The 23,264-nt window shown below is 65.8% G+C and carries 18 protein-coding genes and 1 rRNA gene; 11 read left to right on the top strand and 8 right to left on the bottom strand.

All coding sequences use genetic code 11. The features are described 5' to 3' along the window. Window positions 1–67: 67 nt before the first annotated feature. Window positions 68–1,447 (bottom strand): MFS transporter, encoded by a 1,380-nt coding sequence (locus G542_RS0110710; RefSeq protein ID WP_027824106.1) that lies wholly within the window; start codon window positions 1,445–1,447, stop codon window positions 68–70. A gap of 147 nt (window positions 1,448–1,594) precedes the next feature. On the opposite strand from G542_RS0110710, the gene dacB reads away from it, so the two are divergent. The 5 genes from dacB (at window position 1,595) to G542_RS0110735 (ending at window position 5,322) form a co-directional block, all read left to right on the top strand. Further along, the gene (dacB, locus tag G542_RS16670; RefSeq protein WP_012698279.1) at window positions 1,595–3,031 is read left to right on the top strand and encodes a D-alanyl-D-alanine carboxypeptidase/D-alanyl-D-alanine endopeptidase; all 1,437 of its coding nucleotides are present in this window, start codon (window positions 1,595–1,597) and stop codon (window positions 3,029–3,031) included. A 58-nt stretch (window positions 3,032–3,089) separates the two neighbouring features. Next, window positions 3,090–3,347 carry a glutaredoxin 3 gene (gene grxC, locus G542_RS0110720; protein WP_012698280.1) on the top strand — a complete coding sequence of 86 codons (258 nt, stop codon included), beginning with the start codon at window positions 3,090–3,092 and terminating at the stop codon, window positions 3,345–3,347. 88 nt (window positions 3,348–3,435) lie between these two features. Further along, the gene (gene secB / locus G542_RS0110725) at window positions 3,436–3,897 is read left to right on the top strand and encodes a protein-export chaperone SecB (RefSeq protein WP_012698281.1); all 462 of its coding nucleotides are present in this window, start codon (window positions 3,436–3,438) and stop codon (window positions 3,895–3,897) included. Next, a complete protein-coding gene (locus tag G542_RS0110730) occupies window positions 3,884–4,327 on the top strand; it encodes an SH3 domain-containing protein (protein WP_027824107.1) in 444 nt (147 codons plus the stop codon). Before secB ends, G542_RS0110730 begins: the two co-directional genes overlap by 14 nt. A gap of 2 nt (window positions 4,328–4,329) precedes the next feature. Further along, window positions 4,330–5,322 carry an NAD(P)H-dependent glycerol-3-phosphate dehydrogenase gene (locus G542_RS0110735; protein ID WP_012698283.1) on the top strand — a complete coding sequence of 331 codons (993 nt, stop codon included), beginning with the start codon at window positions 4,330–4,332 and terminating at the stop codon, window positions 5,320–5,322. Window positions 5,323–5,590: 268 nt separating this feature from the next. On the opposite strand, the gene G542_RS0110740 is transcribed toward G542_RS0110735, so the two are convergent. Together G542_RS0110740 and G542_RS0110745 are read right to left on the bottom strand one after the other, a co-directional pair. Then, on the bottom strand, window positions 5,591–6,103 hold the full coding sequence (locus G542_RS0110740; protein WP_027824108.1) for a thioredoxin domain-containing protein: 513 nt from the start codon (window positions 6,101–6,103) through the stop codon (window positions 5,591–5,593). A 72-nt stretch (window positions 6,104–6,175) separates the two neighbouring features. Further along, window positions 6,176–6,949 (bottom strand): FCD domain-containing protein, encoded by a 774-nt coding sequence (locus G542_RS0110745; RefSeq protein WP_012698285.1) that lies wholly within the window; start codon window positions 6,947–6,949, stop codon window positions 6,176–6,178. A 248-nt stretch (window positions 6,950–7,197) separates the two neighbouring features. Here G542_RS0110745 and G542_RS0110750 point away from each other — a divergent pair, with 248 nt between their 5' ends. The 4 genes from G542_RS0110750 to G542_RS0110765 are packed head-to-tail and all read left to right on the top strand — an operon-like array spanning window position 7,198 to window position 12,916. Then, window positions 7,198–7,953 carry a (Fe-S)-binding protein gene (locus G542_RS0110750; protein WP_012698286.1) on the top strand — a complete coding sequence of 252 codons (756 nt, stop codon included), beginning with the start codon at window positions 7,198–7,200 and terminating at the stop codon, window positions 7,951–7,953. After that, complete coding sequence (locus G542_RS0110755) at window positions 7,950–8,648, top strand: LutC/YkgG family protein (RefSeq protein ID WP_027824109.1); 699 nt, start codon at window positions 7,950–7,952, stop codon at window positions 8,646–8,648. Before G542_RS0110750 ends, G542_RS0110755 begins: the two co-directional genes overlap by 4 nt. After that, the gene (locus tag G542_RS0110760; protein WP_027824110.1) at window positions 8,645–10,093 is read left to right on the top strand and encodes a LutB/LldF family L-lactate oxidation iron-sulfur protein; all 1,449 of its coding nucleotides are present in this window, start codon (window positions 8,645–8,647) and stop codon (window positions 10,091–10,093) included. Before G542_RS0110755 ends, G542_RS0110760 begins: the two co-directional genes overlap by 4 nt. Window positions 10,094–10,102: 9 nt before the next feature. Continuing rightward, on the top strand, window positions 10,103–12,916 hold the full coding sequence (locus G542_RS0110765; RefSeq protein WP_027824111.1) for an FAD-binding and (Fe-S)-binding domain-containing protein: 2,814 nt from the start codon (window positions 10,103–10,105) through the stop codon (window positions 12,914–12,916). Here G542_RS0110765 and G542_RS16675 read toward each other — a convergent pair. The 4 genes from G542_RS16675 to G542_RS17565 form a co-directional block, all read right to left on the bottom strand. Beyond that, entirely contained in the window at window positions 12,900–14,717 is a 1,818-nt protein-coding gene (locus G542_RS16675) for a monovalent cation:proton antiporter-2 (CPA2) family protein (protein ID WP_211218817.1), read from the bottom strand. The genes G542_RS0110765 and G542_RS16675 overlap by 17 nt on opposite strands. A gap of 96 nt (window positions 14,718–14,813) precedes the next feature. Next, window positions 14,814–16,307 (bottom strand): succinyl-CoA:acetate CoA-transferase ScpC, encoded by a 1,494-nt coding sequence (scpC, locus tag G542_RS0110775; protein WP_027824112.1) that lies wholly within the window; start codon window positions 16,305–16,307, stop codon window positions 14,814–14,816. 178 nt (window positions 16,308–16,485) lie between these two features. After that, window positions 16,486–17,973 (bottom strand): DNA recombination protein RmuC, encoded by a 1,488-nt coding sequence (locus tag G542_RS0110780; protein WP_027824113.1) that lies wholly within the window; start codon window positions 17,971–17,973, stop codon window positions 16,486–16,488. 57 nt (window positions 17,974–18,030) lie between these two features. Further along, window positions 18,031–20,253: a putative bifunctional diguanylate cyclase/phosphodiesterase gene (locus G542_RS17565; RefSeq protein WP_051190024.1), complete on the bottom strand. Its 2,223-nt coding sequence runs from the start codon at window positions 20,251–20,253 to the stop codon at window positions 18,031–18,033. 246 nt (window positions 20,254–20,499) lie between these two features. Here G542_RS17565 and dcd point away from each other — a divergent pair, with 246 nt between their 5' ends. Together dcd and G542_RS0110795 are read left to right on the top strand one after the other, a co-directional pair. Beyond that, window positions 20,500–21,066: a dCTP deaminase gene (gene dcd, locus G542_RS0110790; protein WP_012698295.1), complete on the top strand. Its 567-nt coding sequence runs from the start codon at window positions 20,500–20,502 to the stop codon at window positions 21,064–21,066. A gap of 194 nt (window positions 21,067–21,260) precedes the next feature. Continuing rightward, the gene (locus G542_RS0110795) at window positions 21,261–22,613 is read left to right on the top strand and encodes a deoxyguanosinetriphosphate triphosphohydrolase (protein ID WP_012698297.1); all 1,353 of its coding nucleotides are present in this window, start codon (window positions 21,261–21,263) and stop codon (window positions 22,611–22,613) included. Window positions 22,614–23,069: 456 nt separating this feature from the next. Here the strand turns inward: G542_RS0110795 and rrf are convergent. Continuing rightward, window positions 23,070–23,182, bottom strand: a 5S ribosomal RNA gene (gene rrf, locus G542_RS0110800). Window positions 23,183–23,264 lie beyond the last annotated feature (82 nt).

Genomic DNA, 23,264 nt, shown 5'->3' on the forward strand with positions numbered 1-23,264 from the left:
TGCCCGCCGGTTCACTGATCCTGCACGGTCAGGCCGGCTCCTGGCAGGCTGCCGTCAGCCGGCAGCGCTATACGCGCACCGGCGCGTGCGGCAGCGCATAGTGACGCGCGCACACCACAATGGCCATCACGTAGAACAGCAGGAACACGCCGATGGCAGCGGTAAAGCCGCCGGTCAGGTCCAGCGACCAGCTGAAGCTCTTGGGAATGAAAAAGCCGCCGAACGCCGCCATCACCGACGACACGTTCATCGCCGCCGCGCCCAGGCGCGACGCGCCGGCGTAGACCTCGGTCACCGGCTGGCCGGTACGGCGTGCCGCCCGGCCGGCTTCGACCAGAAAGATCTTCGGCGACATCTGGTAGGACGAACCGTTGCCAAAGCCGGCAGCGGTGAACAGGACCAGCGCCAGCGCCACGAAGAGGGGATAGATGCCGCCGTTGCCGCCGGACGGAAAGCTGAGCGGCAACGCCGCCAGCGCCAGCGCCATCACCAGGTAGGCCAGGCAGGTAACCACGCCGCCGGAAATGCGGTCGGACAGCCAGCCGCCCAGGGGGCGCGCCAGCGCGGCCAGCATCGGACCGACAAACAGGTAACCCGATGCATCCTCCAGCGGGAACATGGCACTCACCAGCAGCGGAAACGCGGCGGCAAAGCCGAGGAACGTGCCGTAGCTGCCCATGTAGAGCATGCACACCCGCCAGGTATGCGGCACGCGCAGCGCCTTGAGCTGCTCTTTCGGAGAAATGCGCGCACTGGCCACGTTGTTGCCAAAGCGCCACGCCGCCCACGCCGCCAGCAGGATCATCGGCACCCAGACAAAGCCGGCATTCTGCAACCACACCAGCCGCACCTCGTCACCGCGTCCCCACACCTGCGGCGCTCCGCCCAGGCTGCCGAACAGCGGCAGGGTGATGGCGATGGGAATCACCAGCTGCGCCACCGAGACGCCCAGGTTGCCGATGCCGGCATTCAGCCCCAGTGCACCGCCCTTTTTGGCCGCCGGGAAAAAGAAGCTGATATTGGCCAGATGCGAAGCCGAAGCGCCGCCGCCGATCCCGCACAGGCCGGCCATCAGGAACAACACCCAGTAAGGTGTGGCAATATCCTGTACCGACCAGCCCACGCCCAGCGCCGGCACCAGCAGGACCAGCGTCGACAGGGCCAGCCAGTTGGCCCCGCCGATCCACGACCACGCCATCGAATAGAGGATGCGCATGACAGCCCCCACCAGCGGCGGAATCGCCACCAGCCAGAAGCGCTGGTCGGTCGACAGCTGGAAACCCACCGCCGGCAGGTTGACCACCACCACGCTCCACATCATCCAGATGTTGAAGTTCAGGTGCAGGGCAAAGACCGAGCAGGCCAAGTTGCGGCGCGCCACAAAGCGGCCTCGTGTGAGCCAGAAGTCGAGGTTTTCGGGATACCAGCGGGTGAGCGTCGCAGCCATGTCAAATGCCAGGAGTCGGCGTTCGGGTGTTTATCAAGGGACGGATTCTGGTGGCAAGCCCGGCCGGACACCAGCATTGCCCCCTCTGCATGTCGCGTTTCTAGCTGATACAGGGCGGCCCTAATCAATTCAATTTATTAGTAAAAAATGAAATTCAAACATATCAGTGACAAGTCTCACAGCTGGCTGAGCGCAGCGGTCCTCGTTGCGGGCCTGCTCGGCCCGGCCGGATGGGCGGTGGCAGCACCGGCCCTGCCCGGCGTACCGGGCCTCTCTGCGCGCGACCTCTCTGTCTGGATCGCGCCGGTGGAGGGCGGTGCACCGTGGCTCAGCCACCGGGCCAACGTGGCCGTCAATCCGGCCTCGACCATGAAGCTGGTCACCAGCTTTGCCGCCCTTGACCTTCTGGGGCCGGATTACCGCTGGCGCACCCGCTGGCTCAGCCCGGCCGCCATCCGCGACGGCCACCTGACCGGCGACCTTTACTGGCAGGGCAGCGGCGACCCGGCTTTTGACCGTGACGCGCTGGCCGACATGGCCCGTACCATCCGCGCCCGCGGCATCGGACAGATCGACGGCCGGCTGCTGCTGGACGGACAGGTCTTCCGCACGCTGGGCAGCTCCAGCGAACTCGATCCCGACGAAGGCCGCAGCTATCAGGTCGGGCCCGACGCCCTGCTGACCCAGTTCAAGACCGTCGAGCTGACCCTGCTTGCCACGCCGTCCGGCTGGGCCGTCCGTCCGGCCCCGGCCCTGCCCGGCCTGCAGATCGACAACCGGCTGCAACGCGACGACAGCGGACGCGAGTGCCCGTCTGCCGCCCGGCTGGTCAGCCAGACCGTGCGTGGCCAGGAGGTCAGGCTGAGCGGCCGCCTGCCGGAAAGCTGCGATGGCAGCCACCTGTACGTACCGGTATTTGACCACGCCCGTTTCCAGAGCGAAGCCTTCGCCGCCGCCTGGCAGGCTGCCGGCGGACAGGGCCAGCCCGCCGCCGCCAGCGGAAGCACCCCGGCCGGCGCCCGCGAACTGGCCCGGCATGATTCGCCGCCGCTGTCGCAGGTGCTGACCGACCTCAACCGTTACAGCAACAACGTCATGGCCCGCCAGGTGTTCCTGACACTGGGTGCGGCCAATCCGCAAAGCGGTGATACCGCCCGCGATGCCGCCAGTGCCGTGCGTGCCTCGCTGGCCCGCCACGGCATCGACACGCAGGGCTTTGCCTTCGAAAACGGCGCCGGCCTGTCGCGGCATGAGCGCGTCACCGCAGCCGGACTCGGGGAAATGCTGCGGGCAGCCCAGGCTACGCCTTTCTGGGCCGAGTTTGCCAGCCTGCTGCCGCGCCCCGGGGGTGAGGGCACGCTGAAGCGGCGCCTGCCGGCGCTGGCCGAACAGGCCCGCTTCAAGACCGGTACCCTCAACGACGTACGGGCACTGGCCGGTTATCTGGACGCCGGAGGCCGGCGCTGGGCGGTGGTGCTGATTGCCAACCGCGCCGGCATCAGCAATGCCCAGCTCGACCAGGTGCTCGAAGGGCTGTATCCGCAGCTCGAGGCCGCAGGCCACGACGCGGCCGGGCTACAATGATGAGCACGGCATCGCTTGCAGATGCCTTTTCCCCGACCCTGATCCAGGCCAACCGACCATGAACCCCGTCACCCTCTATACCACCGCGTTCTGTCCCTACTGCCAGATGGCCGAGCGCCTGCTGGCCAGCAAGGGCGTGACCGACCTGACAAAAATCCGCGTCGACCTCGACCCGGACGAGCGCCAGCGCATGATGGAGCGGACCGGTCGCCGGACCGTGCCGCAGATTTATGTCGGTGACACCCACGTCGGCGGTTACGACGATCTGGCCGCCCTCGACCGCGCCGGCAAGCTTGATGCCCTGCTGGCCGGCTGATGCCGGCCCGGCGTGGCGCCATCGCGGGCTTTCTGCGAAGATTGCCCGCGTTTTCGTTTTCTGACCTCTTTTGCACCGAAAGTCCATCATGAGTGAGCAACAGGACCAGCAGCCCGTCTTCTCGATCGAAAAGATCTACGTCAAGGATCTGTCCCTCGAAATCCCGCACGCCCCGCAGGTGTTCCTCGGCCGCGAACAACCGGAAATCGACATGCAGCTCGGTACCGGCGCCCAGCTGCTCGAAGACGGCATCTACGAGGCCAGCGTGACGGTCACCATCACTGCCAAGCTGGGCGACCAGGTGAACTTCCTGATCGAAGCCGCCCAGGCCGGCATCTTCCAGATCCGCAACCTGCCGGAAGCCGAAATCGACCCGATCCTCGGCGTGGCCTGCCCGAACATCCTGTTCCCGTACCTGCGCGAAACCGTGTCCGACGTGGTCAACCGTGCCGGTTTCCCGCCGGTCCTGCTGGCTCCGATCAACTTTGACGCCCTGTACGCCCAGCAGCGTGCCCAGGCTGCAGCCAATCCGAGCAATGAAACCCACTAAGCTCGTCCTGCTGGCGTGTCTGGCACTGGCTGCGGCCAGCGCCCAGGCACTGGAATTCCGGTCGGTCAAGGAAACCGGCACCCTGCTGTACGACGCGCCGGGCGGCCAGGGCAAAAAGCTCTTTGTCGTCAGCCGCGCCTATCCGGTGGAAGTACTGGCCCGCCAGGGCAACTGGGCCCGGGTGCGTGATGCGACCGGCGGCATTGCCTGGGTGGATTACGCCCGGCTGTCGCCGCAGCGCACGGTCATCGTCACCGCCGCCGACGCCAGCGTGCGTACCGCGCCGGACACCGGGGCACCGGTATCGTTCCATGCTGCCCGTGATGTCGTGCTGGACCTGGTCGAACCGCCCAAATCGGGCTGGGCCAAGGTGCGGCATGCCGACGGCAGCGGCGGCTACCTGCCGCTGGCAGCCTTGTGGGGACTGTAGTCATGGCAGATCACAAGCTCGCGGTATTGGGCGCCGGCGCCTGGGGTACGGCACTGGCCATCGCCTTTGCCCGCCACCAGCCGGTGGTGATGTGGGCGCGCAATCCGGCGCAGTGCGCCAACATGGCCGCTGCCCGTGTCAACCAGCGTTACCTGAAAGAGTGCCCGTTCCCCGAAGGGCTGGCCGTCACGGCCGACCTCGGCACCGCACTAGCAAAGGCGGAACTGGTGATTGTCGCCACGCCGATCGCCGGGCTGCGGGCCACGCTGACCGCCATGCGCGACGCTGGTCATACGCCGCCGATCCTGTGGGCCTGCAAGGGCTTTGAGGCCGGCAGCGGCCGCCTGCCGCACGAAGTGGTCGCCGAACTGTGGCCGGCTGACGTGCCGGTCGGCGTCCTGTCCGGTCCGAGCTTTGCCCGCGAAGTGGCGCGCGACCTGCCGGCTGCCGTCACCATCGCCTCGACCGACCTAGCGTTTGCCCAGGCCACGGTGGCCAGGCTGCACGCCCCGCGCCTGCGGCTGTACGCCAACGATGACCTGACCGGCGTCGAAGTCGGTGCGGCCGTGAAAAACGTCATGGCCATCGCTACCGGCGTCAGCGACGGACTGGGCTACGGCAACAACGCCCGCGCGGCACTGATCACCCGCGGCCTGGCCGAGGTCAGCCGGCTGGCAGAGGCCTTCGGTGCCCGGCCGTCCACCCTGATGGGGCTGGCCGGACTGGGAGACCTGGTGCTGACCTGCACCGGCGAACTGTCGCGCAACCGGACGGTCGGCCTGCTTCTGGCACAGGGCAAGCATCTCGACACCATCCTGGCCGAACTGGGCCACGTGGCCGAAGGCGTACCCACCACCCGCGAGGTGGCTGCACTGGCCGAGCGCCACGGTGTCGACATGCCGATCACCCGGGCCGTACACGCCATGCTGTTCGAGCACGCCTCGCCCGATGCCGTGGTCACCAGCCTGCTTGCTCGCGAGCCCAAAACCGAGTGAGGCCCGCCGGCCCACTCCTGCAACCGCGCCCGACCGGCGCGGTTTTTTTGCACCATCAATCCTCTCTGGCATGCGCCACACCGGTCATGCCCTCTACTCTGCGACAGGCAGCCAACGTGACAGCATGGTCACGACCGGCAAGGAAGCAGGGAAGAAAACGGCAAGGACAAGCCCGCCGGTTTCCCGGCCAGACGATGGTTTGCAACCATCATTCCGGGCAGGACAGCCTCGCCAGGCACCGGTCTTTCCGGCAGGTGTCACCGGCCCTTCAGGCCAGTTCACGCGGCCATTCGCTCAGGGCATCCCAGTCAAAGTCACCCTCGGTTTCCCACAGGCGCTCGGCATGCCAGACCCGGTGACCGGCATCGGCCAGCACCAGGGCCGGAGCCGTCAGCCCGGCAAACGGGTGCTCGATCACCAGTACCCCCCAGGTCGGGTGGAAATCGCGCCCGCGCAGGGTCGAAAGCGGAACCAGACTGCTCAGACCCATTTCCTGCAAGTGCCGCGACTGCGCCAGCGGCAGGTCGGAGCTGACCAGCAGCCGGCAGACCTGTGGCGGCCATGGCCGCTCGGCAAACCGGTGGGCCAGGCGCCGGCTGTCTTCCAGCTCCAGCGACAGGACGGTCATCACCGCCACCGGCTGGCCGGCAAAAGCCGCCAGCGACACATCGTTGAACTGGCTGTCGACCAGCATGAAACCGGGCAAGGGCTGTCCCGGCTGCGGCAAGTCGCCCAATACCTGCACATTGTCCTGTCGGCACTGCAAACGGTGAAACTGCATGACGGCCTCCCGCGGCTCGCGTGACTCAACCAGCATGAAACCACTTGCAACGGAAATCCAGTCTGATACCGGTCAACCTGTCATGTCGTCGACGGCCAGCCGCCGGCTGGCGCGCTCGATACGGCGGGCCTCGTCACGCCAGGAGGTCAGCGTGGAATGGATAAAATGGATATGCCCTTCGGCGGCCTGTCGCGCCTCGTCCGGTCGGCCGGCCAACACCGCCTCCTGGATCGCCCGGTGCTGGGCCAGCAACTGTCCGGCAACCGGCTGGGCATGGTGGAACAGGTTGGCAACGTTTTCATGGATGTTGCTGGCCAGCATGTCGAGCAACCCGGCCATCAGGTGTGCCAGCATGGCATTGTGGGCGGCGTCGGCAATGCCAAGGTGAAACGCCACGTCAGCCCGCGACTGGCGGGCAAGGTCATCGCCCTGACAGGCTGACTCCAGTTCGTCATACAGCCGGACCAGGCGGGCCCGGTCGGCCTCGGTGGCCCGCACGGCTGCCAGGGCAGCGACCTGGCCTTCCATCATGCGGCGGAATTCCAGCACGTCTTCGCGCAGGTTCGGATGCTGCGCCAGCATTTCCTGCCACGGCCCGGCAAAGGTGCGATCCAGCCGGTTGGTCACGAACGTGCCACCTCCCTGGCGGCTTTCCAGCAATCCGCGCGCCGCCATCTGCTTGATCGCCTCGCGCAGCGAAGCACGTGACACGCCCAGCTGCTCGGACAGCTGGCGTTCGGGCGGCAGGCGGTCGCCGGGCTTGAGCACGCCATCAAGAATGATGGCTTCCAGCTCCTTGACGATGGCGTCGGCAAGACGCGGTACACGGACAGGCTGGTAAGTCATGGTATCCACAGGGTTGGCAGGCCACGAAGAACAAACGGTACAGCCCGCAAGCGGGCCGGCGGTGATGTTACTCCAGTCTGGCCCAGAGATGCCCATGACATACCTGTTCCGGCAGATGACCGCGACACGCACGCCACAGAAAAGGCCCGCGTGGACTATCAACAATTGACGACTCTTCTGCCATCCCTTTAGATTTTCGCCAATGTCATGAAAATTGGCCTGACCAATTAGCCAAACCGGAGAACAGCATGCCCGCTCCCGCCAGCCGCCCCAGCGCGGTCTACCTGTTCGGCACCTGCCTGCTCGACCTGTTCCTGCCCGAAGCCGGGCTGGATGCCGTCACGCTGATCGAGCGCGAAGGCGTAGCCGTGCATTACCCGCCGGAGCAAAGCTGTTGCGGCCAGCCGGCCTACAGCAGCGGCCACCCTGACGAAGCCCGCGAAGTGGCGCGGGCCCAGCTCGCGCTGTTTCCCGAACTGTGGCCGATCGTGGTGCCGTCGGGTTCGTGCGCCGGCATGATGAAGCACCACTGGCCGCAGCTGTTCGAGGGCGACCGTGACGCCGGTCGCGCCGCCGCCGTTGCCGCCCGGGTCATCGAATTCAGCGACTTTCTGGTCAACGTCCTGCACTGGCAGCGACCGGACCAGGGCGCTCCCGCCCGCGTGGCCGTACATACCTCGTGCAGCGCACGCCGCGAAATGGGCACGCACCTGACCAGCTGGCAACTGGTAGACCAATTGGCACACGTCACCCGTGTCGTCCACGATCACGAGCCGGAATGCTGTGGTTTCGGCGGCGTGTTTTCCGTCAAGCACCCGGACATTTCCGGCGCCATGGCCGACGACAAGACCGCCGCCCTGCTCGCCAGTGGCGCCACCGAATTCGTGACGGCAGACGCCGGCTGCCTGATGAACCTCAACGGCAAGCTGGCCCACGACCACCAGCGTCTGCCCGGCAAGCATCTTGCCACTTTCCTGCTGGAACGCAGCCAGGGCCGCCCATGAACACCCGCGACCGCATCCTCGCCCGCTTGCGCGCTGCACCGCGTCCGCCCCTGCCCGAGCCGGACATTGCCGGCTTTTATGCCGCCAGTCCGCCGGCCGGGCTGCCGCAACAGCTCGCCCAGTGGGCACGCAGCATGAAAAGTTACCAGGGACAGGTGGTCTGGTGCCACGCCCACGACTGGGAAGACGCGCTGTTGCAGCAGCTGCGATCCCGCCAGGTCCGGCGCCTGTTGCTGGCCCGCCAGACCGCCCACGGTGCCCGCACCCTCGCCGCGCTGGCCCGGCTTGAAAGCCCGCCGCAGGTACTCGGCTTCGACCTGCCGCTAGAGCGCTGGAAAGCCGAGCTGTTCCGTACGGTCGACGCCAGCCTGACGCTGGCCCGCGCCGGCATCGCCGATACCGGCAGCCTGGTGTTGTGGCCGGATGCCGACGAGCCACGCAGCATGAGCCTGGTGCCACCGGTCCACTTCGTGCTGTGGGACACGCAGGAGCTTTACCCCACGCTGTACGACATCATCACCGGGCAGGACTGGGCCGACGGCCTGCCGACCAATGCGCTGCTGGTGTCCGGGCCGTCCAAGACTGCCGACATCCAGCAGACACTGGCCTACGGCGCCCACGGCCCGCGCGAGCTGGTCATCCTGGCCATGCTGCCCGACGACCTGACCGTAGCTGCCATGGAGGCAGTGGCATGAGCAACCCGCAGCCGATCACCGTCTATCCGTCTGCCGGCTTCGACGACCGCGCCCGCGATGCCGTCAACGATCCGGCGCTGCGCCAGTCGTTCCGTGGCGCCATGGATTTCCTGATGATGAAGCGGGCGGCGCAGTTCCCCGATGCTGCCGAACTCGACCGCCTGCGTACGCTCGGACAGGCCATCCGCCAGCGCTGTCTGGCGAGGCTGCCCGAACTGCTGGAAACGCTGGAAGCCAGCCTGACCCGCAACGGCATCCAGGTGCACTGGGCCGACACCCCGGCCGAGGCCAATGCCCTGATCCACGGCATCATCGCCCGCCGGCACGGGCAGCTGGTGGTGAAAGGCAAGTCGATGGTGAGCGAGGAAACCGGGCTCAACCACTATCTGGCCGGGCAGGGCATCGAGGCGGTGGAAAGCGACATGGGCGAATTCATCGTTCAGCTCGCCGGCGAAACGCCCAGCCACATCATCATGCCGGCCATCCACAAGACCAAGGCCGACATTGCCGGACTGTTTCACCAGCACGTCCCCGGCGCGCCCTATACCGAAGACGTGGACGAGCTGATCCGGATCGGCCGCGATGCCCTGCGCGACCGCTACCAGGCCGCAGACATCGGCCTGTCGGGCGTCAATTTTGCCGTGGCCGAAACCGGCACCCTGTGCCTCGTCGAGAACGAAGGCAACGGCCGCATGTGCACCACCATTCCGCCGGTGCACATCGCCATCACCGGCATTGAAAAGGTGGTGGAAAAACTCACCGACGTGCCACCGCTCTACACCCTGCTCACGCGCTCGGCCACCGGCCAGCCGGTCACCACCTACCTCAACCTGGTCTCCGGCCCGCGCCGGCCCGGCGAAAAGGATGGCCCCGAAGAAGTCCATCTGGTGCTGCTCGACAACGGCCGCTCGCAAGCCTACGCCGACGAGCAGTTGCGCCAGACCCTGCAATGCATCCGCTGCGGCGCCTGCATGAACCATTGCCCGGTCTACACCCGCATCGGTGGCCACGCCTACGGCACGGTCTATCCGGGGCCGATCGGCGAAATCGTGTCGCCGCACCTGCAGGGGCTGGCCGCCACCGCCAGCCTGCCGACCGCCTCCAGCCTGTGCGGTGCGTGCAGCGAAGTCTGCCCGGTGCGGATTCCGATTCCCGACCTGCTGGTGCGCCTGCGCACCGAAGCCCAGCGCGATCCCGACGACGACGTGCCGCATCCGCTGCGCGGCCAGGGCGCCGGCCGCGACTGGCGCGAAACGCTGGCCTGGCGCGTCTGGTGCCTGGTTTATGCCCATCCGGGCCGCTACCGCCTGTTCGGCTGGCTAGCCACCCGCCTGCGCCGCCTGACGCCCGCCCGCCAAGGTGGCTGGACCCGTCACCGCACCCCGTTGCAGCCGGCTCCGCACCGGCTGGCCGAACTCATCGCCCGCCGGCAACCCCGTTCCTGAAAGACCGTCATGCTGTCCCCTGTCCACCAGGCGTTTTTCGACACGCTCAGCGCCCAGCTGCCAGCCGACCGGCTGGCCACCGACCCGACCCGCACGCTGGCCTACGGCACCGACGCCAGCTTTTACCGGCTGATCCCGCAGATCGTGATCGAGGCCCGTCACGAGGACGACGTGCGCCGGATCCTGGCGGCGGCCCGCCAGCACGGCGTGGCCGTCACCTTTCGCGCCGCCGGCACCTCGCTGTCCGGCCAGTCGGTCACCGATTCGGTACTGGTCCGGCTGGGCGAGGACTGGAACGGACTGGAGGTGCAGGAGCACGGTGACCGCATCCGCCTGCAACCGGGCGTGATCGGTGCCCACGCCAATGCCGCACTGGCGCCGCTGGGCCGCAAGATCGGCCCGGACCCGGCCTCGATCAACACCGCCCGCATCGGCGGCATGGCGGCCAACAACGCCAGTGGCATGTGCTGCGGCACCCGGCAGAACAGTTACCACACGCTGGCAGCCATCCGGGTCATGCTGGTTGACGGCACGGTGCTGGACACGGCCGATACCGGTTCGGTTGCCGCTTTCCGCAGCTCGCACGCCAGCCTGCTGGACGGACTGGCCGGGCTGGCGGCCCGCCTGCGTGAAAACCCGGCACTCGCGGAACGGGTGCGTCACAAATACCGCCTGAAAAACACCACCGGTTACGGCATCAATGCGCTGCTCGACTTTACCGACCCGGTGGACATGCTGGCCCACCTGATGATCGGCTCGGAAGGCACCCTCGGCTTTATCAGCAGCATCACCTACGCCACCGTGCCGGACTATCCGCACAAGGCCAGTTCACTGACCCTGTTCAACGATCTGGATGCCTGCTGCCGTGCCGTCACCGCCTTGCGCGAATCGGCACCGGTCGAAGCCGTCGAGCTGATCGATGCCCGTGGCATCCGCGCCGTGCAGGACAAGTCAGGCCTGCCGGCATTCCTGTACGGAGACATCCCGGACGGTGCTGCCGCCCTGCTGATCGACACCCGGGCACCGGATTCCGCCCGGCTGGACGAGCAGTGCCGCGCCATCAACGCGCTGCTGGCCGGCTTTGCCCCGGCGGCCGAAAGCGGCTTTTCCACCGACGCCGCCACCATCGATACCTACTGGGCGGTGCGCAAGGGACTGTTTCCGGCCGTGGGAGCGGTGCGCCCGGTCGGTACCACGGTGGTGATCGAGGACGTAGCCTTTCCGGTCGAGCATCTGGCCGAGGGCGTGCGCCGCCTGACCGCCCTCTTCGACCGCTTCGGCTACACCGAAGCCCTGATCTTCGGCCACGCACTGGAAGGCAACCTGCACTTCGTGTTCACGCCGGGCTTTGACAGCAGCGCCGAGGTACAACGCTACAGCGACTTCATGGATGCAGTCAGCCAGCTGGTTGCGGTCGAATTCGGCGGCTCGCTCAAGGCCGAACACGGTACCGGTCGCAATGTGGCGCCGTTTGTCCGGCTGGAATGGGGCGACGAGGCCTACGCCATCATGGTGGCGCTCAAGAAACTGTTCGATCCGGCGGGCCTGCTCAACCCGGACGTGATCATCACCGACAATCCGGCGGTGCACCTCAGTCACCTCAAGGCCATGCCGGCGGCCGATCCGCTGGTCGACCGCTGTATCGAATGCGGCTTTTGCGAACCGGCCTGCCCGAGCAACGGCCTGTCGCTCACCCCGCGCCAGCGCATCGTGCTGTGGCGCGCCATGCAGGACCTGCGCCGCCGGGGCACCGAAGCCGAACGGCTGGCGGCATTCGAGGCGGAGTATCCGTATCTCGGCATCGACACCTGTGCCGCCACCGGCATGTGCGCCACCCGCTGCCCGGTCGGCATCAATACCGGTACCCTGATGAAGCAGCTCAAGGGGCCAGCCGCCCATCCGCAGCTGGCCGACTGGGCCGCCGGCCACATGGATACCGTCACCGGCAGCGCCCGGCTGGGGCTGTCCGCACTGGCCGCCGCCCGCAGCGTGCTGGGCGAGGACACCACGGCGCGACTGAACCAGCGCGCCAACCGGCTGCTGAAGCAGATTCCGGTGGTGCCTGCCGCCACCCCGCGCGCCGCTGCCCCGCTGCCGGCCCCCGCCACGGCAGGCGAGCCGGTGGTGTATTTCGTCAGTTGCGTCAATCGCACGCTGGCCGAGGGCGACACCGGCGCCAGCGTGGCGGCTTCGACGCTCAACCTGTTCCGCAAGGCCGGGTTCCGCGCCATCTATCCCGACGCGCTCAACCAGCTGTGCTGCGGCCAGCCGTTTGACTCCATGAACGCCAATGCCGCGGCCCGTCATGCCACGCAGGACACCAATGCCGCCCTGCTCAAGGCGTCTGACAACGGGCGCATTCCGGTGTATCTCGACAACGGCCCCTGTGCCTTGCGCCTGATCCGCGCCCAGGCCGAAGGGCTGGTCGATGCCCGCCTGCAACTCTTTGACGCCGCGAGCTTCCTGCACCGCTTTGTCGCACCCCGGATCGATTTCGTTCGCCCGCTGGATTCACTGGCCCTGCATGTGCCGTGCAGTGCCACCTCGCTCGGCTGCGGCGATGCCTTGCGTGCGCTGGCGCAGCGCTGCTGCCGTACGCTCACCGAGCCCGACATCGCCTGCTGCGGCTTTGCCGGCGACAAGGGTTTCGTGCTGCCCGAGCTCAACACCAACAGCCTCAGGCGCCTGCCGCCGGCCCTGCCGGCTGGCTGCCAGGCCGGCGTGTCGATGAGCCGCACCTGCCAGATCGGCCTGAGCTCCCACAGCGGCCTGACTTACCACAGCATCGAAGCCCTGCTGGACGCGGTCAGCGATCCGGCCTGAGCGGCGGCTCGGCCGCAGGTGCAGCCGGAGGCGGGCCGCCGGCTGCATCCGCCTCGTCCTGCCGCTCGAACAGGGTGCGCAATTCGTTCATGGCGTGCTGCATCGACTGCACCAGTTCCGGCTCGTTCAGGTAGATCTCGGCCTGCTCGACCAGCAGCGCCTCGTCACGCTGGCGAAAGATCCGCGCATCGCGCCGCGCACGGGCGGCCGTCAGCCCGGTGGCTTCCAGCGCTGCCCGCCCCATCGACAGCGCCGAATCAAAGGTCTCGCGCCAGACCTGGCGGATGCCGAGCTGCCAGAGCTGGTACACATGCTGGCGGTTGCGCGCACGCGCCAGCACTTTGCGGTCCGGATAGGCTTCGCGCAACACCCGGGCGATTTCCAGCGAGCGCGCCACGTCACCGACGGCCAGCACCACCAGCTGCGCCTCGGCCATGCCGGCGGTTTGCAGCAGGGCGGTCTGGCGCGCGTCACCAAAGTACACACGAATGCCGAAGCGGCCGACAAACTCGATGCGTGCCGGGTCAATGTCGATGGCGGTAAAACGGATGCCGTGTGCGCGCAGCAGCCGGGCCACGATCTGGCCAAAACGGCCAAAGCCGATGATCAGCACCGGTGCCGGCGGCGGCGGGGCCGGGTCCACCGGTGCGGCCACCGGCCGCCGGCGGGCCAGCCAGCGGTCGAGCAGCCACAGCATCAGGGGCGACAGCATCATGCTCAGGGTGATCAGCACCACCAGCGAATCCGCCAGCATGGCCGGCAGCAGCGACAGGCTGCGCGCCTGCGCCAGCATCACGAAAGCAAACTCTCCACCCACGGCCATCAGCGCGGCAAAGCGCCACAGCTCGCCGTCGCGCTGGCCGGCGATCCAGCCCAGCGCCAGCAACAGTCCGGTCTTGAGCACCAGCCAGGCCAGCAATCCGCCCAGCATCCATCCGGGATGCGCCAGCAGCAGGCTGAAATTGGCTCCCATGCCCACGGCCATGAAAAAGAGCCCGAGCAGGATGCCCTTGAACGGCGTGATGTCGGCTTCCAGTGCATGGCGATAAGCCGAGCCGGACAACAGCACGCCGGCCAGGAAGGCCCCCAGCGACATGGTCAGCCCGGCCTGTTCGGCCAGCACGGCGGCTCCGACCACCAGCAGCAGCGCCATGGCAGTGAACACTTCACTGTTGCCGGAACGTGCCACCCAGCCCAGCAGGGGCCGCAAGCCCCAGCGGCCGGCCAGCAAGAACGCCACCAGCAGTCCGAGGATGCGCAGGGCCGACAGCCAGTCCATGCCCTCGGCCCGGCCGGCCAGCGCCGGCAGCAACGACAGCACCGGAATGGCAGCCAGATCCTGGAACAGCAGGACCGCAAAGGCATCGCGTCCGTGCCGGGTGGTGAGCTCGCGCCGTTCCGACATGACCTGCAACACCACGGCGGTGGATGACAGCGACAGCGCCACACCCACCACCAGTGCCGCCTGCCAGTGCAGGCCCAGCATGGCAGCAAGGCCGCCAAACAGCAGGCTGCACGCAACGACTTGCAGGCTGCCCAGACCGAACACCGGCCGGCGCAACACCCACAGGCGCGACGGTTGCAGTTCCAGACCGATCACGAACAGCAGCAGCACCACGCCCAGTTCCGACAGCGACTGGATGCGGGTCACGTCGGAAATCAGGCCGGTGAACGACGGACCGATCAGCACGCCGGCAAACAGGTAGCCCAGCACTGCTCCCAGTCCGAAACGGCGGAACAGTGGCACGGCAAACACCGCTGCCGCCAGCAACAGCAGGATTTCAGTCAGGACGGCATGCACACCAACCTCCCGGCAAGGCATCTTGCAGGTATAGCTGCCGGCCGGCAGCGGAGCCAGGCCGGAGCCGGTCAGGAGGCAGGCGGCAAACGCGGCCGGTCAGGCCGGCAGCATGGAGCCGGTGTCGCGCAGGCGGATGTGCATCTCGAATGCCCGTTCCAGTGCCAGCGGCGTATGGCCGCCGTACTTGAGCGCATCGTTGTAGTAGTCGCGCAGCAGCGGCCGGTAGGACGGATGGGCGCAGTTCTCGATGACGGCCAGGGCGCGCTCGCGCGGTGCCAGGCCACGCAGGTCGGCCAGACCCTGCTCGGTCACGAGGATGTCGACGTCATGCTCGTTGTGGTCGACGTGCGGCACCATCGGCACGATGCTGGAAATCCTGCCGTCCTTGGCCACCGACTTGGTGGCGAAAATGGCCATGAAGGCATTGCGGGCAAAGTCACCCGAGCCGCCGATGCCGTTCATCATGTGCGAGCCGCGGACGTGGGTGGAATTGACATTGCCGTAGATGTCGGCTTCCAGTGCTGTATTCAGCGCGATCAGCCCCAGCCGGCGGATGACTTCGGGGTGGTTGCTGACCTCCTGCGGCCGCAGCACCAGCTTGTCGCGGTAGCGCTCCAGATGGCCGAACACCTGCTCCTGCATGGCTTTGGACACGGTGATCGACGAGGCCGAGGCAAAGTCCATCTTGCCGGCATCGATCAGTTCGAAGGTGGAATCCTGCAACACTTCCGAGTACATGGTCAGGTGCTCGAACGGCGCATGCAGGAAGCCGGTCAGCACGGCATTGGCAATGGTGCCGATGCCGGACTGGATCGGCGGCAGCGGATCCGGCATGCGGCCGCGCCGGACTTCGTGCTTGAAGAATTCGATCAGGTGGTTGGCGATCTGCTGCGTTTCCGCATCCGGTGCCTGCGCGTTGGACGGGCTGTCCGGCGTGCGGGTGATGACGATGGCGGCGATCTTTTCCGGTGGCACGTGCACGGTGGCCGAGCCAATGCGGTCGCTGACGCGCGTCAGCGGCAGCGGCTCGCGCTCGGGGCGCCGGTGCGGAATCCAGATGTCGTGCAGACCTTCGAATTCCGCCGGCTGCGCCAGGTTGAGCTCGATGATGATCTTTTTGGCGAGGATGGCAAAACTGGCCGAATTGCCCACCGACGAACTCGGCACGATGCCGCCGTCTTCGGTGATCGCCACCGCTTCCAGCACGGCCACGTCGAGGTCGCCGTACTGGCCGGCGCGCAGGAACTCCACCGTTTCCGACAGGTGCTGGTCGGTAAACATCACTTCGCCGCGGTTGATGGCCGCCCGCAGGGTGGTATCGACCTGGAACGGCATCCGCCGCGCCAGCACGCCGGCTTCGACCAGGATCTTGTCCGAATCGTGTCCGAGCGACGCGCCGGTGATCAGGGTGATCTTGAGCGGCTGCTGCTGTGCCCGGTGGGCCAGTGCCACCGGAATGTCCTTGGCATCGCCGGCGCGGGTAAAGCCGCTCATCCCGACAACCATGCCATCCTGGATCAGGCCGGCGGCTTCATCCGCACTCATGACACGGTTGAGCAGTGACGGCATACGGATGCGATCTTGGTACATGCGGCTGTTCTCCTTGCAAGCCATGATTCCGGTTGCAGGTGGGCCCGGTGGTTCACCTGCTGCCGCATGGCGGAGCCAAACCCCTGCCATGCCGGGCGTGAAACCGATTATGGCAATAAACATTACCGATATCCATCATGCCTGCATCAGGGAAATCCCCAATTGGCATAACCGGCAATCAGGCGTGGCCCTCCGGCAGCACCGGTGTGTCGGCGTCATCGGCTCCGGCCTTTTCCTTCCAGCCGGCGGGAATGCTCTTGCCCGGCTTCACGCCCAGTTCACGCAGGCGCTCGGTCTGGCGCACCAGGTTGCCGCGACCGCTGGAAAGCTTGTTGCAGGCACCGTCGAAAGCCTGGCGGGTTTGCGTGAGATGGCGGCCGATGTCGTCCAGATCCCCGATGAAGCCGACAAACTTGTCGTACAGCGCACCGGCCTGGCGGGCGATTTCCTGCGCGTTGTGCGACTGCTGCGCCTGCCGCCACAGGTTGGCGATGGTGCGCAGGGTGGCCAGCAGGGTGGACGGGCTGACCAGCAGCACATTGCGGGCATAGGCATCGGCAAACAACTCGCGGTCTTCGGTGACGGCCAGCATGAAGGCCGGCTCGACCGGGATGAACAGCAGCACGAAATCCAGTGAACGCAGGTCATACAGCGTGTCGTAACGCTTGGCCGACAAACCCTTTACGTGGGCACGCACGGCATCGAGGTGCTGGCGCAGCGCCAGTTGCCGCGCGGCGTCCTCCTCGGCTTCGACGTAGCGGCTGTAAGCTGTCAGCGTCACCTTGCTGTCGATGACGATGTCGCGCCCTTCCGGCAGGTGCACCACCACGTCGGGCTGGTGGCGCTGGCCGTCTTCACGGGTGAAGCTCGTCTGCACTTCGTATTCCTGCCCGCGGCGCAGGCCGGAGGATTCGAGCACGCTTTCCAGTACCACTTCGCCCCAGTTGCCCTGCTGCTTGTTGCTGCCCTTGAGGGCGCGGGTCAGGTTGACAGCGTCGTCGCTGATCTTGCGGTTGAGTTCTGCCAGACGCAGCACTTCCTGTTGCAGGGAAAAACGCTCCTTGGCTTCCTGGGCGTAACTGCTTTCCACCTTGCGGGTGAATTCGCCCAGCCGTTCGCGCAGGGGTTCGAGCACGGCGCCGAGGCTTTCGCGGTTCTGCTCGACAAAGCGGCGGGATTTTTCTTCCAGCAGTTCGTTGGCGACATTGCGGAACTGTACGGACAGCTGCTCGCGTGCTTCGCGCAGCAGGGCCAGTTTTTCTTCGCCCTGGGCGACTTCGGCCTGCAGGCGGGTTTCGGCCTGTGCGCACTGTGCCCGCAGTTCGGCAACCAGCTGCTGCGCCGCTTCCTGCTGGCCACGGCTGTGTTGCAGGGCGGCTTCCAGCTCGGGCAGGCGCGCAGCCCGCTCCAGCAGTTGCGCCCGTTCACTGCGCAGGGCGTCCAGTTGTGCCAGCCACGCTGACTGGCGCGCCTCGGCCTGCGCCAGTGCAGCCTGCTGTTCGGACAGCCGCTCCTGGGCGGTGCGCTGGCGTTCTTCCTGCTGTGCAAGGCTGGTCTGCCAGGCGCTTTCCCGCCGGGCCCACTGTCCGCGCCACCACAGCCAGGCCACGGCGACTCCGGCGGCCATGCCGGCCAGACAGGCCATGATGATCAGCAATACATTCATGTCGGCTTCCTGCTCGTCCCGGTTTACAAGGGACGCAAGGATAGCAAAAGTCGGGAATCAGGCCGTGACCGGGTTGCGCCAGCGCACCAGCTCGGTCGCCGTTTGCGGTCTGGCAAAGAAAAAGCCTTGCAGGGAAGTGCAGCCCAGCGCCCGCAGCTGGTTGGCCTGCAACGAGGTTTCCACACCTTCGGCGACAATTTCCAGTGCCAGGCTGTGCCCCAGCGCGATGATGGAACGCACGATGGCCAGGTTGGCCGGATCGTCGAGCTGGCAGACGAACGAGCGGTCGATTTTCAGCACCTGGACCGGATAACGGCACAGGTAACTCAGCGAGGAGTAGCCGGTACCGAAATCGTCGATCGCCAGCGAGACGCCCAGATCACGCAGGTCGGCCAGCCGTTCGGCGGCGCCATTACCGTCGTACAGGGCCCGTTCGGTGAGCTCGAGCTCCAGCCACTGCGGCGGCAGGCCGCTGGCCAGCAAGTGGCCTTGCAGGCGCTTGATGAAATTCGGTTCGAGGATTTCGCGGGCGGAGAGGTTGACGGCAACCCGGCACGGACAGCCGGCATCCAGCCAGATGCGCGCCTGGCGGCAGGCTTCGCCCAGCACCCAGTCCCCCAGCACGGCGATGTAGCCGCTTTCTTCGGCCACCGGAATGAAGCGGGCCGGCGAGATGGCGCCGTATTCCGGGTGTTTCCAGCGCAGGAGCGCCTCGACCTTGCCCAGGTGTCCGTTGTTGGCGTCGACCACCGGCTGGTAGAGCAGCCGCAGTTCGTGGCGCGGAATGGCCTGGCGCAGGGCAGTATCGACCAGCAGGGTTTCGTCGGCCTCCTGCGCCATGGAACGGTCAAAAAACACATGACCGTTCCGCCCTTGCCGTTTGGCGTGGTACATGGCGGCATCGGCCAGCCGCAGCAGGTCACCGGCATGGTCGGCATGCTCGGGAAAACAGCTGATCCCGGCACTGGCCGACAGCATCACCGTACCGTGCTGCAATTCGTAGGGTTCACCCAGCCGGGCCAGCAGGGTCTGGGTCTGCCGGGCCAGCTCGGCGCCGGCAAGCGGCCCGCCGCGTACCAGCACGACAAATTCGTCTCCTCCCAGCCGGTAGACCTGATGCGAAGCGTCAGCAACCGCTTGCAGGCGACGGCCGGTTTCACGCAGCAGCTCGTCGCCGGCTTCGTGTCCCCAGCTGTCATTGATGCGCTTGAAAAAATCGAGGTCGATCAGGACCAGCGCCATCCATTCCGGCTCGTGGCGCACCTGTGCGTCAATGGCTGCCAGCAAGGCCCGGCGGTTGGCCAGCCCGGTCACGCTATCGTGATTGGCATCGTACTGCATGTGCGCGGCCTGCCGGCTCAGGGCCAGCATCTGGCGCCGGATCACCCAGCCGAGGGCGACGGCTACCAGACAAAAGGCGAGGGTCAGGCTGCCGGTGCGCCATACCGACAGCAGCCAAGCTTCGGTCAGCTCGGATTCGTCCACCGAAACGGCCACCACCCACGGCAGCATGGTCAGCGGTTGGGTAACCACCTGGCGTTCGGTTCCGTCGTAAGGAGAACGCTGGTAGCTGACGCCACCTTCGATCATGCTGGCCGGCAGCGGATAGCGTCCAAGCGGGTTGTCACTGGCGGCATGCGGCTGTGGATAACGGGCCAGCAGCAGGCCGTCTTCACGCTGCATGACGGAAATGGCGTAGCGGTGCGCGCCGGCAAGTTCGGCGTAATAGCGTTCCAGATAGTTGCTGAGGATCGAGGCTGACAGCACTGCCCGCAGGTTGCCCTCGCGGTCGCGGATGGCGATGCTGACCGGGATGATGCGTTTGCCGGTGGCCCGGCTGATCACCGGCAAGCCGACATAAAACTGCTGGTCACGCCGGGGCAGGTGGTAGCGGAAGTAATCCCGGTCTGCGAGCCGGACGCGCCTGAATGTCGGGTCGCTGGATGAGGCGGCAATGATGTCGCCGTCCGGGTTGGAAAGCACGAAGGTCGAGAGGGCTGCCGCCCCCTGGACTGTTTGCAGCAAGCGGTCAAGTTCGGCCGAGGGATGCAGCGGCTGGTCGGATTGCAGGCCGGGATCGTCGCGTACACTGAGCAGGGCCAGCCGGGCGTTGTCGAGCACCTGGCCCAGATGACTGGCCACCACGCGTGACACCATGGTCAGCTCGCGCGCGGATTCGGCATGAATCTGCTCCCGGCTTGCGACGATATTGGCCACGCCCACTCCGCACGCCAGCAGGACCAGTACCGCAATGGCGACAGACAAGGACAACAGACGCATCCTCTCCAGCCCCTTTTGTATGCATTAGGAATTTTTCGACATTATCATTTGCGACTAATGCATACCAGCCGATTCTTGCATCCGCGTGCCGGCCAAGAAACGGCTCTTTAAGACCCGCTCCGGACAGCCACCGGAAACGCTGCGGCATAACCGGGGCAAATGCACTGGTGAAACAGGTGCTTGGCTGCGGCCAGCCCCGGGCAAAGCGTGTAGAATCGCGGTCATTTTTGAATCAGGACTGCCACAATGAGCATCAAATCGGACAAGTGGATTCGCCGGATGGCGGCAGAGTACGACATGATCAGCCCCTTCGAGCCGGATCTGGTGCGTCAGGTCAACGGTGAAAAGGTCATCTCGTTCGGCACCTCCAGCTATGGCTACGACATTCGCTGCGCCGATGAATTCAAGGTATTCACCAATATCAATTCGACCATGGTCGACCCGAAGAATTTCGACGAAAAATGCTTCGTCGACGTCAAGGGTGAGTACTGCATCATTCCGCCCAATTCGTTTGCACTGGCCCGCACGGTGGAATACTTCCGCATTCCCCGCAATGTGCTGACCGTCTGTCTGGGCAAATCCACCTATGCCCGCTGCGGCATCGTCGTCAATGTCACGCCGTTCGAGCCGGAATGGGAAGGCTATGTGACGCTGGAGTTTTCCAACACCACACCGCTGCCCGCCAAGATTTACGCCAACGAAGGCGTGGCCCAGGTGCTGTTCTTTGAAAGCGACGAGGTCTGCGAAGTCTCGTACCGCGACCGTGGCGGCAAATACATGGGGCAGGTAGGTGTCACGCTGCCCCGCTCATGACAATGACGGCCATCCAGACTGATCGGGCTCGACTTCCGGAAAATATCGCCTAAGCTGAATTCACAGATGTCTGGTTTCTCCAGTTTGAACGGCGTTTCGAGCGTTGCAGTTCCCCTTGCTGCAACGCTCTTTTTTTGCCTGCACTTTGCCAAAGCCGGCATCATGGCCAGACGTTCTGCTCATGGATGCCTGTTATGACTGACTGCATGTGCTGGTCATCACTCCTCTCGCGCCGCCGCCTGAAGCTGGATAACGGAGTGGTCTGTGATGCCGGCGGTCCCCAGCTGGCACCTGACAATACCTTGCGCAGCGAATTCCACGTCGACCATGACCGCGTGGTTTTTTCCAGTGCATTCCGGCGACTGGGACGCAAGACCCAGGTTCACCCGCTGGCCCAGCACGACCACACCCACAATCGCCTGACCCACAGCATCGAGGTGGCATCGGTCGGGCGCAGTCTTGGCAACCAGGTTGGTGCCGGGTTGATGGCACATGGCCGTCTGCCCGGTGGCAGCACCCCGTTTGACATCGGCACGGTCGTCCAGGTCGCCTGCCTGGCACACGACATTGGCAACCCTCCGTTCGGCCACACCGGCGAAGATGCCATGCGCCGCTGGTTCCGTGACCCTGCCCATAGCCGGTTTCTTGCTCCGCTGACTCCTGCCGAGCGGCAGGACATCCAGACCTACGAAGGCAATGCACACGGATTGCGCATGGTAGCGACACTGGAAATGCATACCGGGCGCGGGGGCATGCGGCTGACGTGTGCATCGCTGGGCACCTTGGCCAAATATCCGTGGACCTCGGACGTGGACACGGTGCGTGGCAAATTCAATGTCTACCGCTCCGAACTGCCGTACTTCCGGCAGGTTGCCCAGGAACTGGGACTGATCCAGACCGGAGAAAACACCTGGAGCCGCCATCCCTTGGTCTACCTGATGGAGGCTGCGGATGATCTGTGTTACGCCATTCTCGATCTGGAAGACGCGGTCGAAATCGGCATCATCGACAGCAGCGAGTTCGAAGAGTTGCTCACCGGGCTTGCCGACATCAGCCGGGCACGACAGATCAGCGATATCGGTCAGCGTTGCGCCATGCTGCGGGGAACGGTCATCGGTCTGGCCGTGCAGGAGCTGGCAGGCCGGTTTTTGCAATATGAACCGGCCTTGTTGCGAGGCGAGTTCCCGGCCAAGGACCTGATCGATGTATGTGCCGAACCCATACGGAGCACATTGAGTGCAGCCAAGAAACTGGCGGCCCAGCGGGTCTATCACCACCCGAGCAAGCTCGCCAAAGAGATTGCCACTTATGCCTGTCTGGCGACCTTGCTGGATACCTTCGTACCTGCAGTCTGGAAAGCCTGCTTGCAGCCAGAGCGTCTGGACGGACGAGACAAAATGCAGCTGGAGCTATTGCAACCGGCGTGGCATGGCATCACGACGCCTTATCAAGGCTACATGCAGGTGCTCGATTTTGTCGGCGGATTGACCGACAACCATGCCGCGCGTCTGGCAAAAGAACTTTCGGGGTTCGGGTTGGCCGGATAGATGAGCCGCCGGGCAGCGGGCTGCTGTTTCGCCGGAGGAGTGATCTGCAGGAGGGGGAGCAGGTCAGCATCGCGTTTTTCACGCCGTCCCTGGCCAGCCTGACCCGCCCTGACATCCGCGAAGAGCGTCCACAAGCCAGTCGCCTGCCGGTACCCGGATGCGGGGGGAAGAGCTGTCCGGCCCGTGGCTTCGCCCTGCTGGGCGCAGGACAGGTTGATCCCGGCTGTGTGCCTCCGGCACAGGCAACCACGTTGAGGTAATGACCGGCTAACCGGTCATCCGGGGAAAGAGGCCCCGGAGCGGAACCGTCCTGCGGATGCAGCAGAGAAGCTGGTCAGGATGAGCAAAGGTTCGGCCTGTTCCCGGACTCGATGCAGGCGGTCGTATACGCGTACGCGCGAGGACGGGCATGACAAAGCAAAGGCCCCCAGCGTGTGCTGGGGGCCTTGATGGGGAGCCTGGCGGTGTCCTACTTTCGCACGGGTATCCGTACTATCATCGGCGCTAAGTGGTTTCACGGTCCTGTTCGGGATGGGAAGGGGTGGGACCCACTCGCTATGGCCACCAGGCATAAACTGTCGAGCCGTCGTGCTGCTTTCGCAACACGCCGCCTCATCAAACGGTCAAAGAAGTGACAGGTCAGATCGATCG

This window comes from Laribacter hongkongensis DSM 14985 (genome assembly GCF_000423285.1).
In the GTDB taxonomy this organism is placed as follows: domain Bacteria; phylum Pseudomonadota; class Gammaproteobacteria; order Burkholderiales; family Aquaspirillaceae; genus Laribacter; species Laribacter hongkongensis.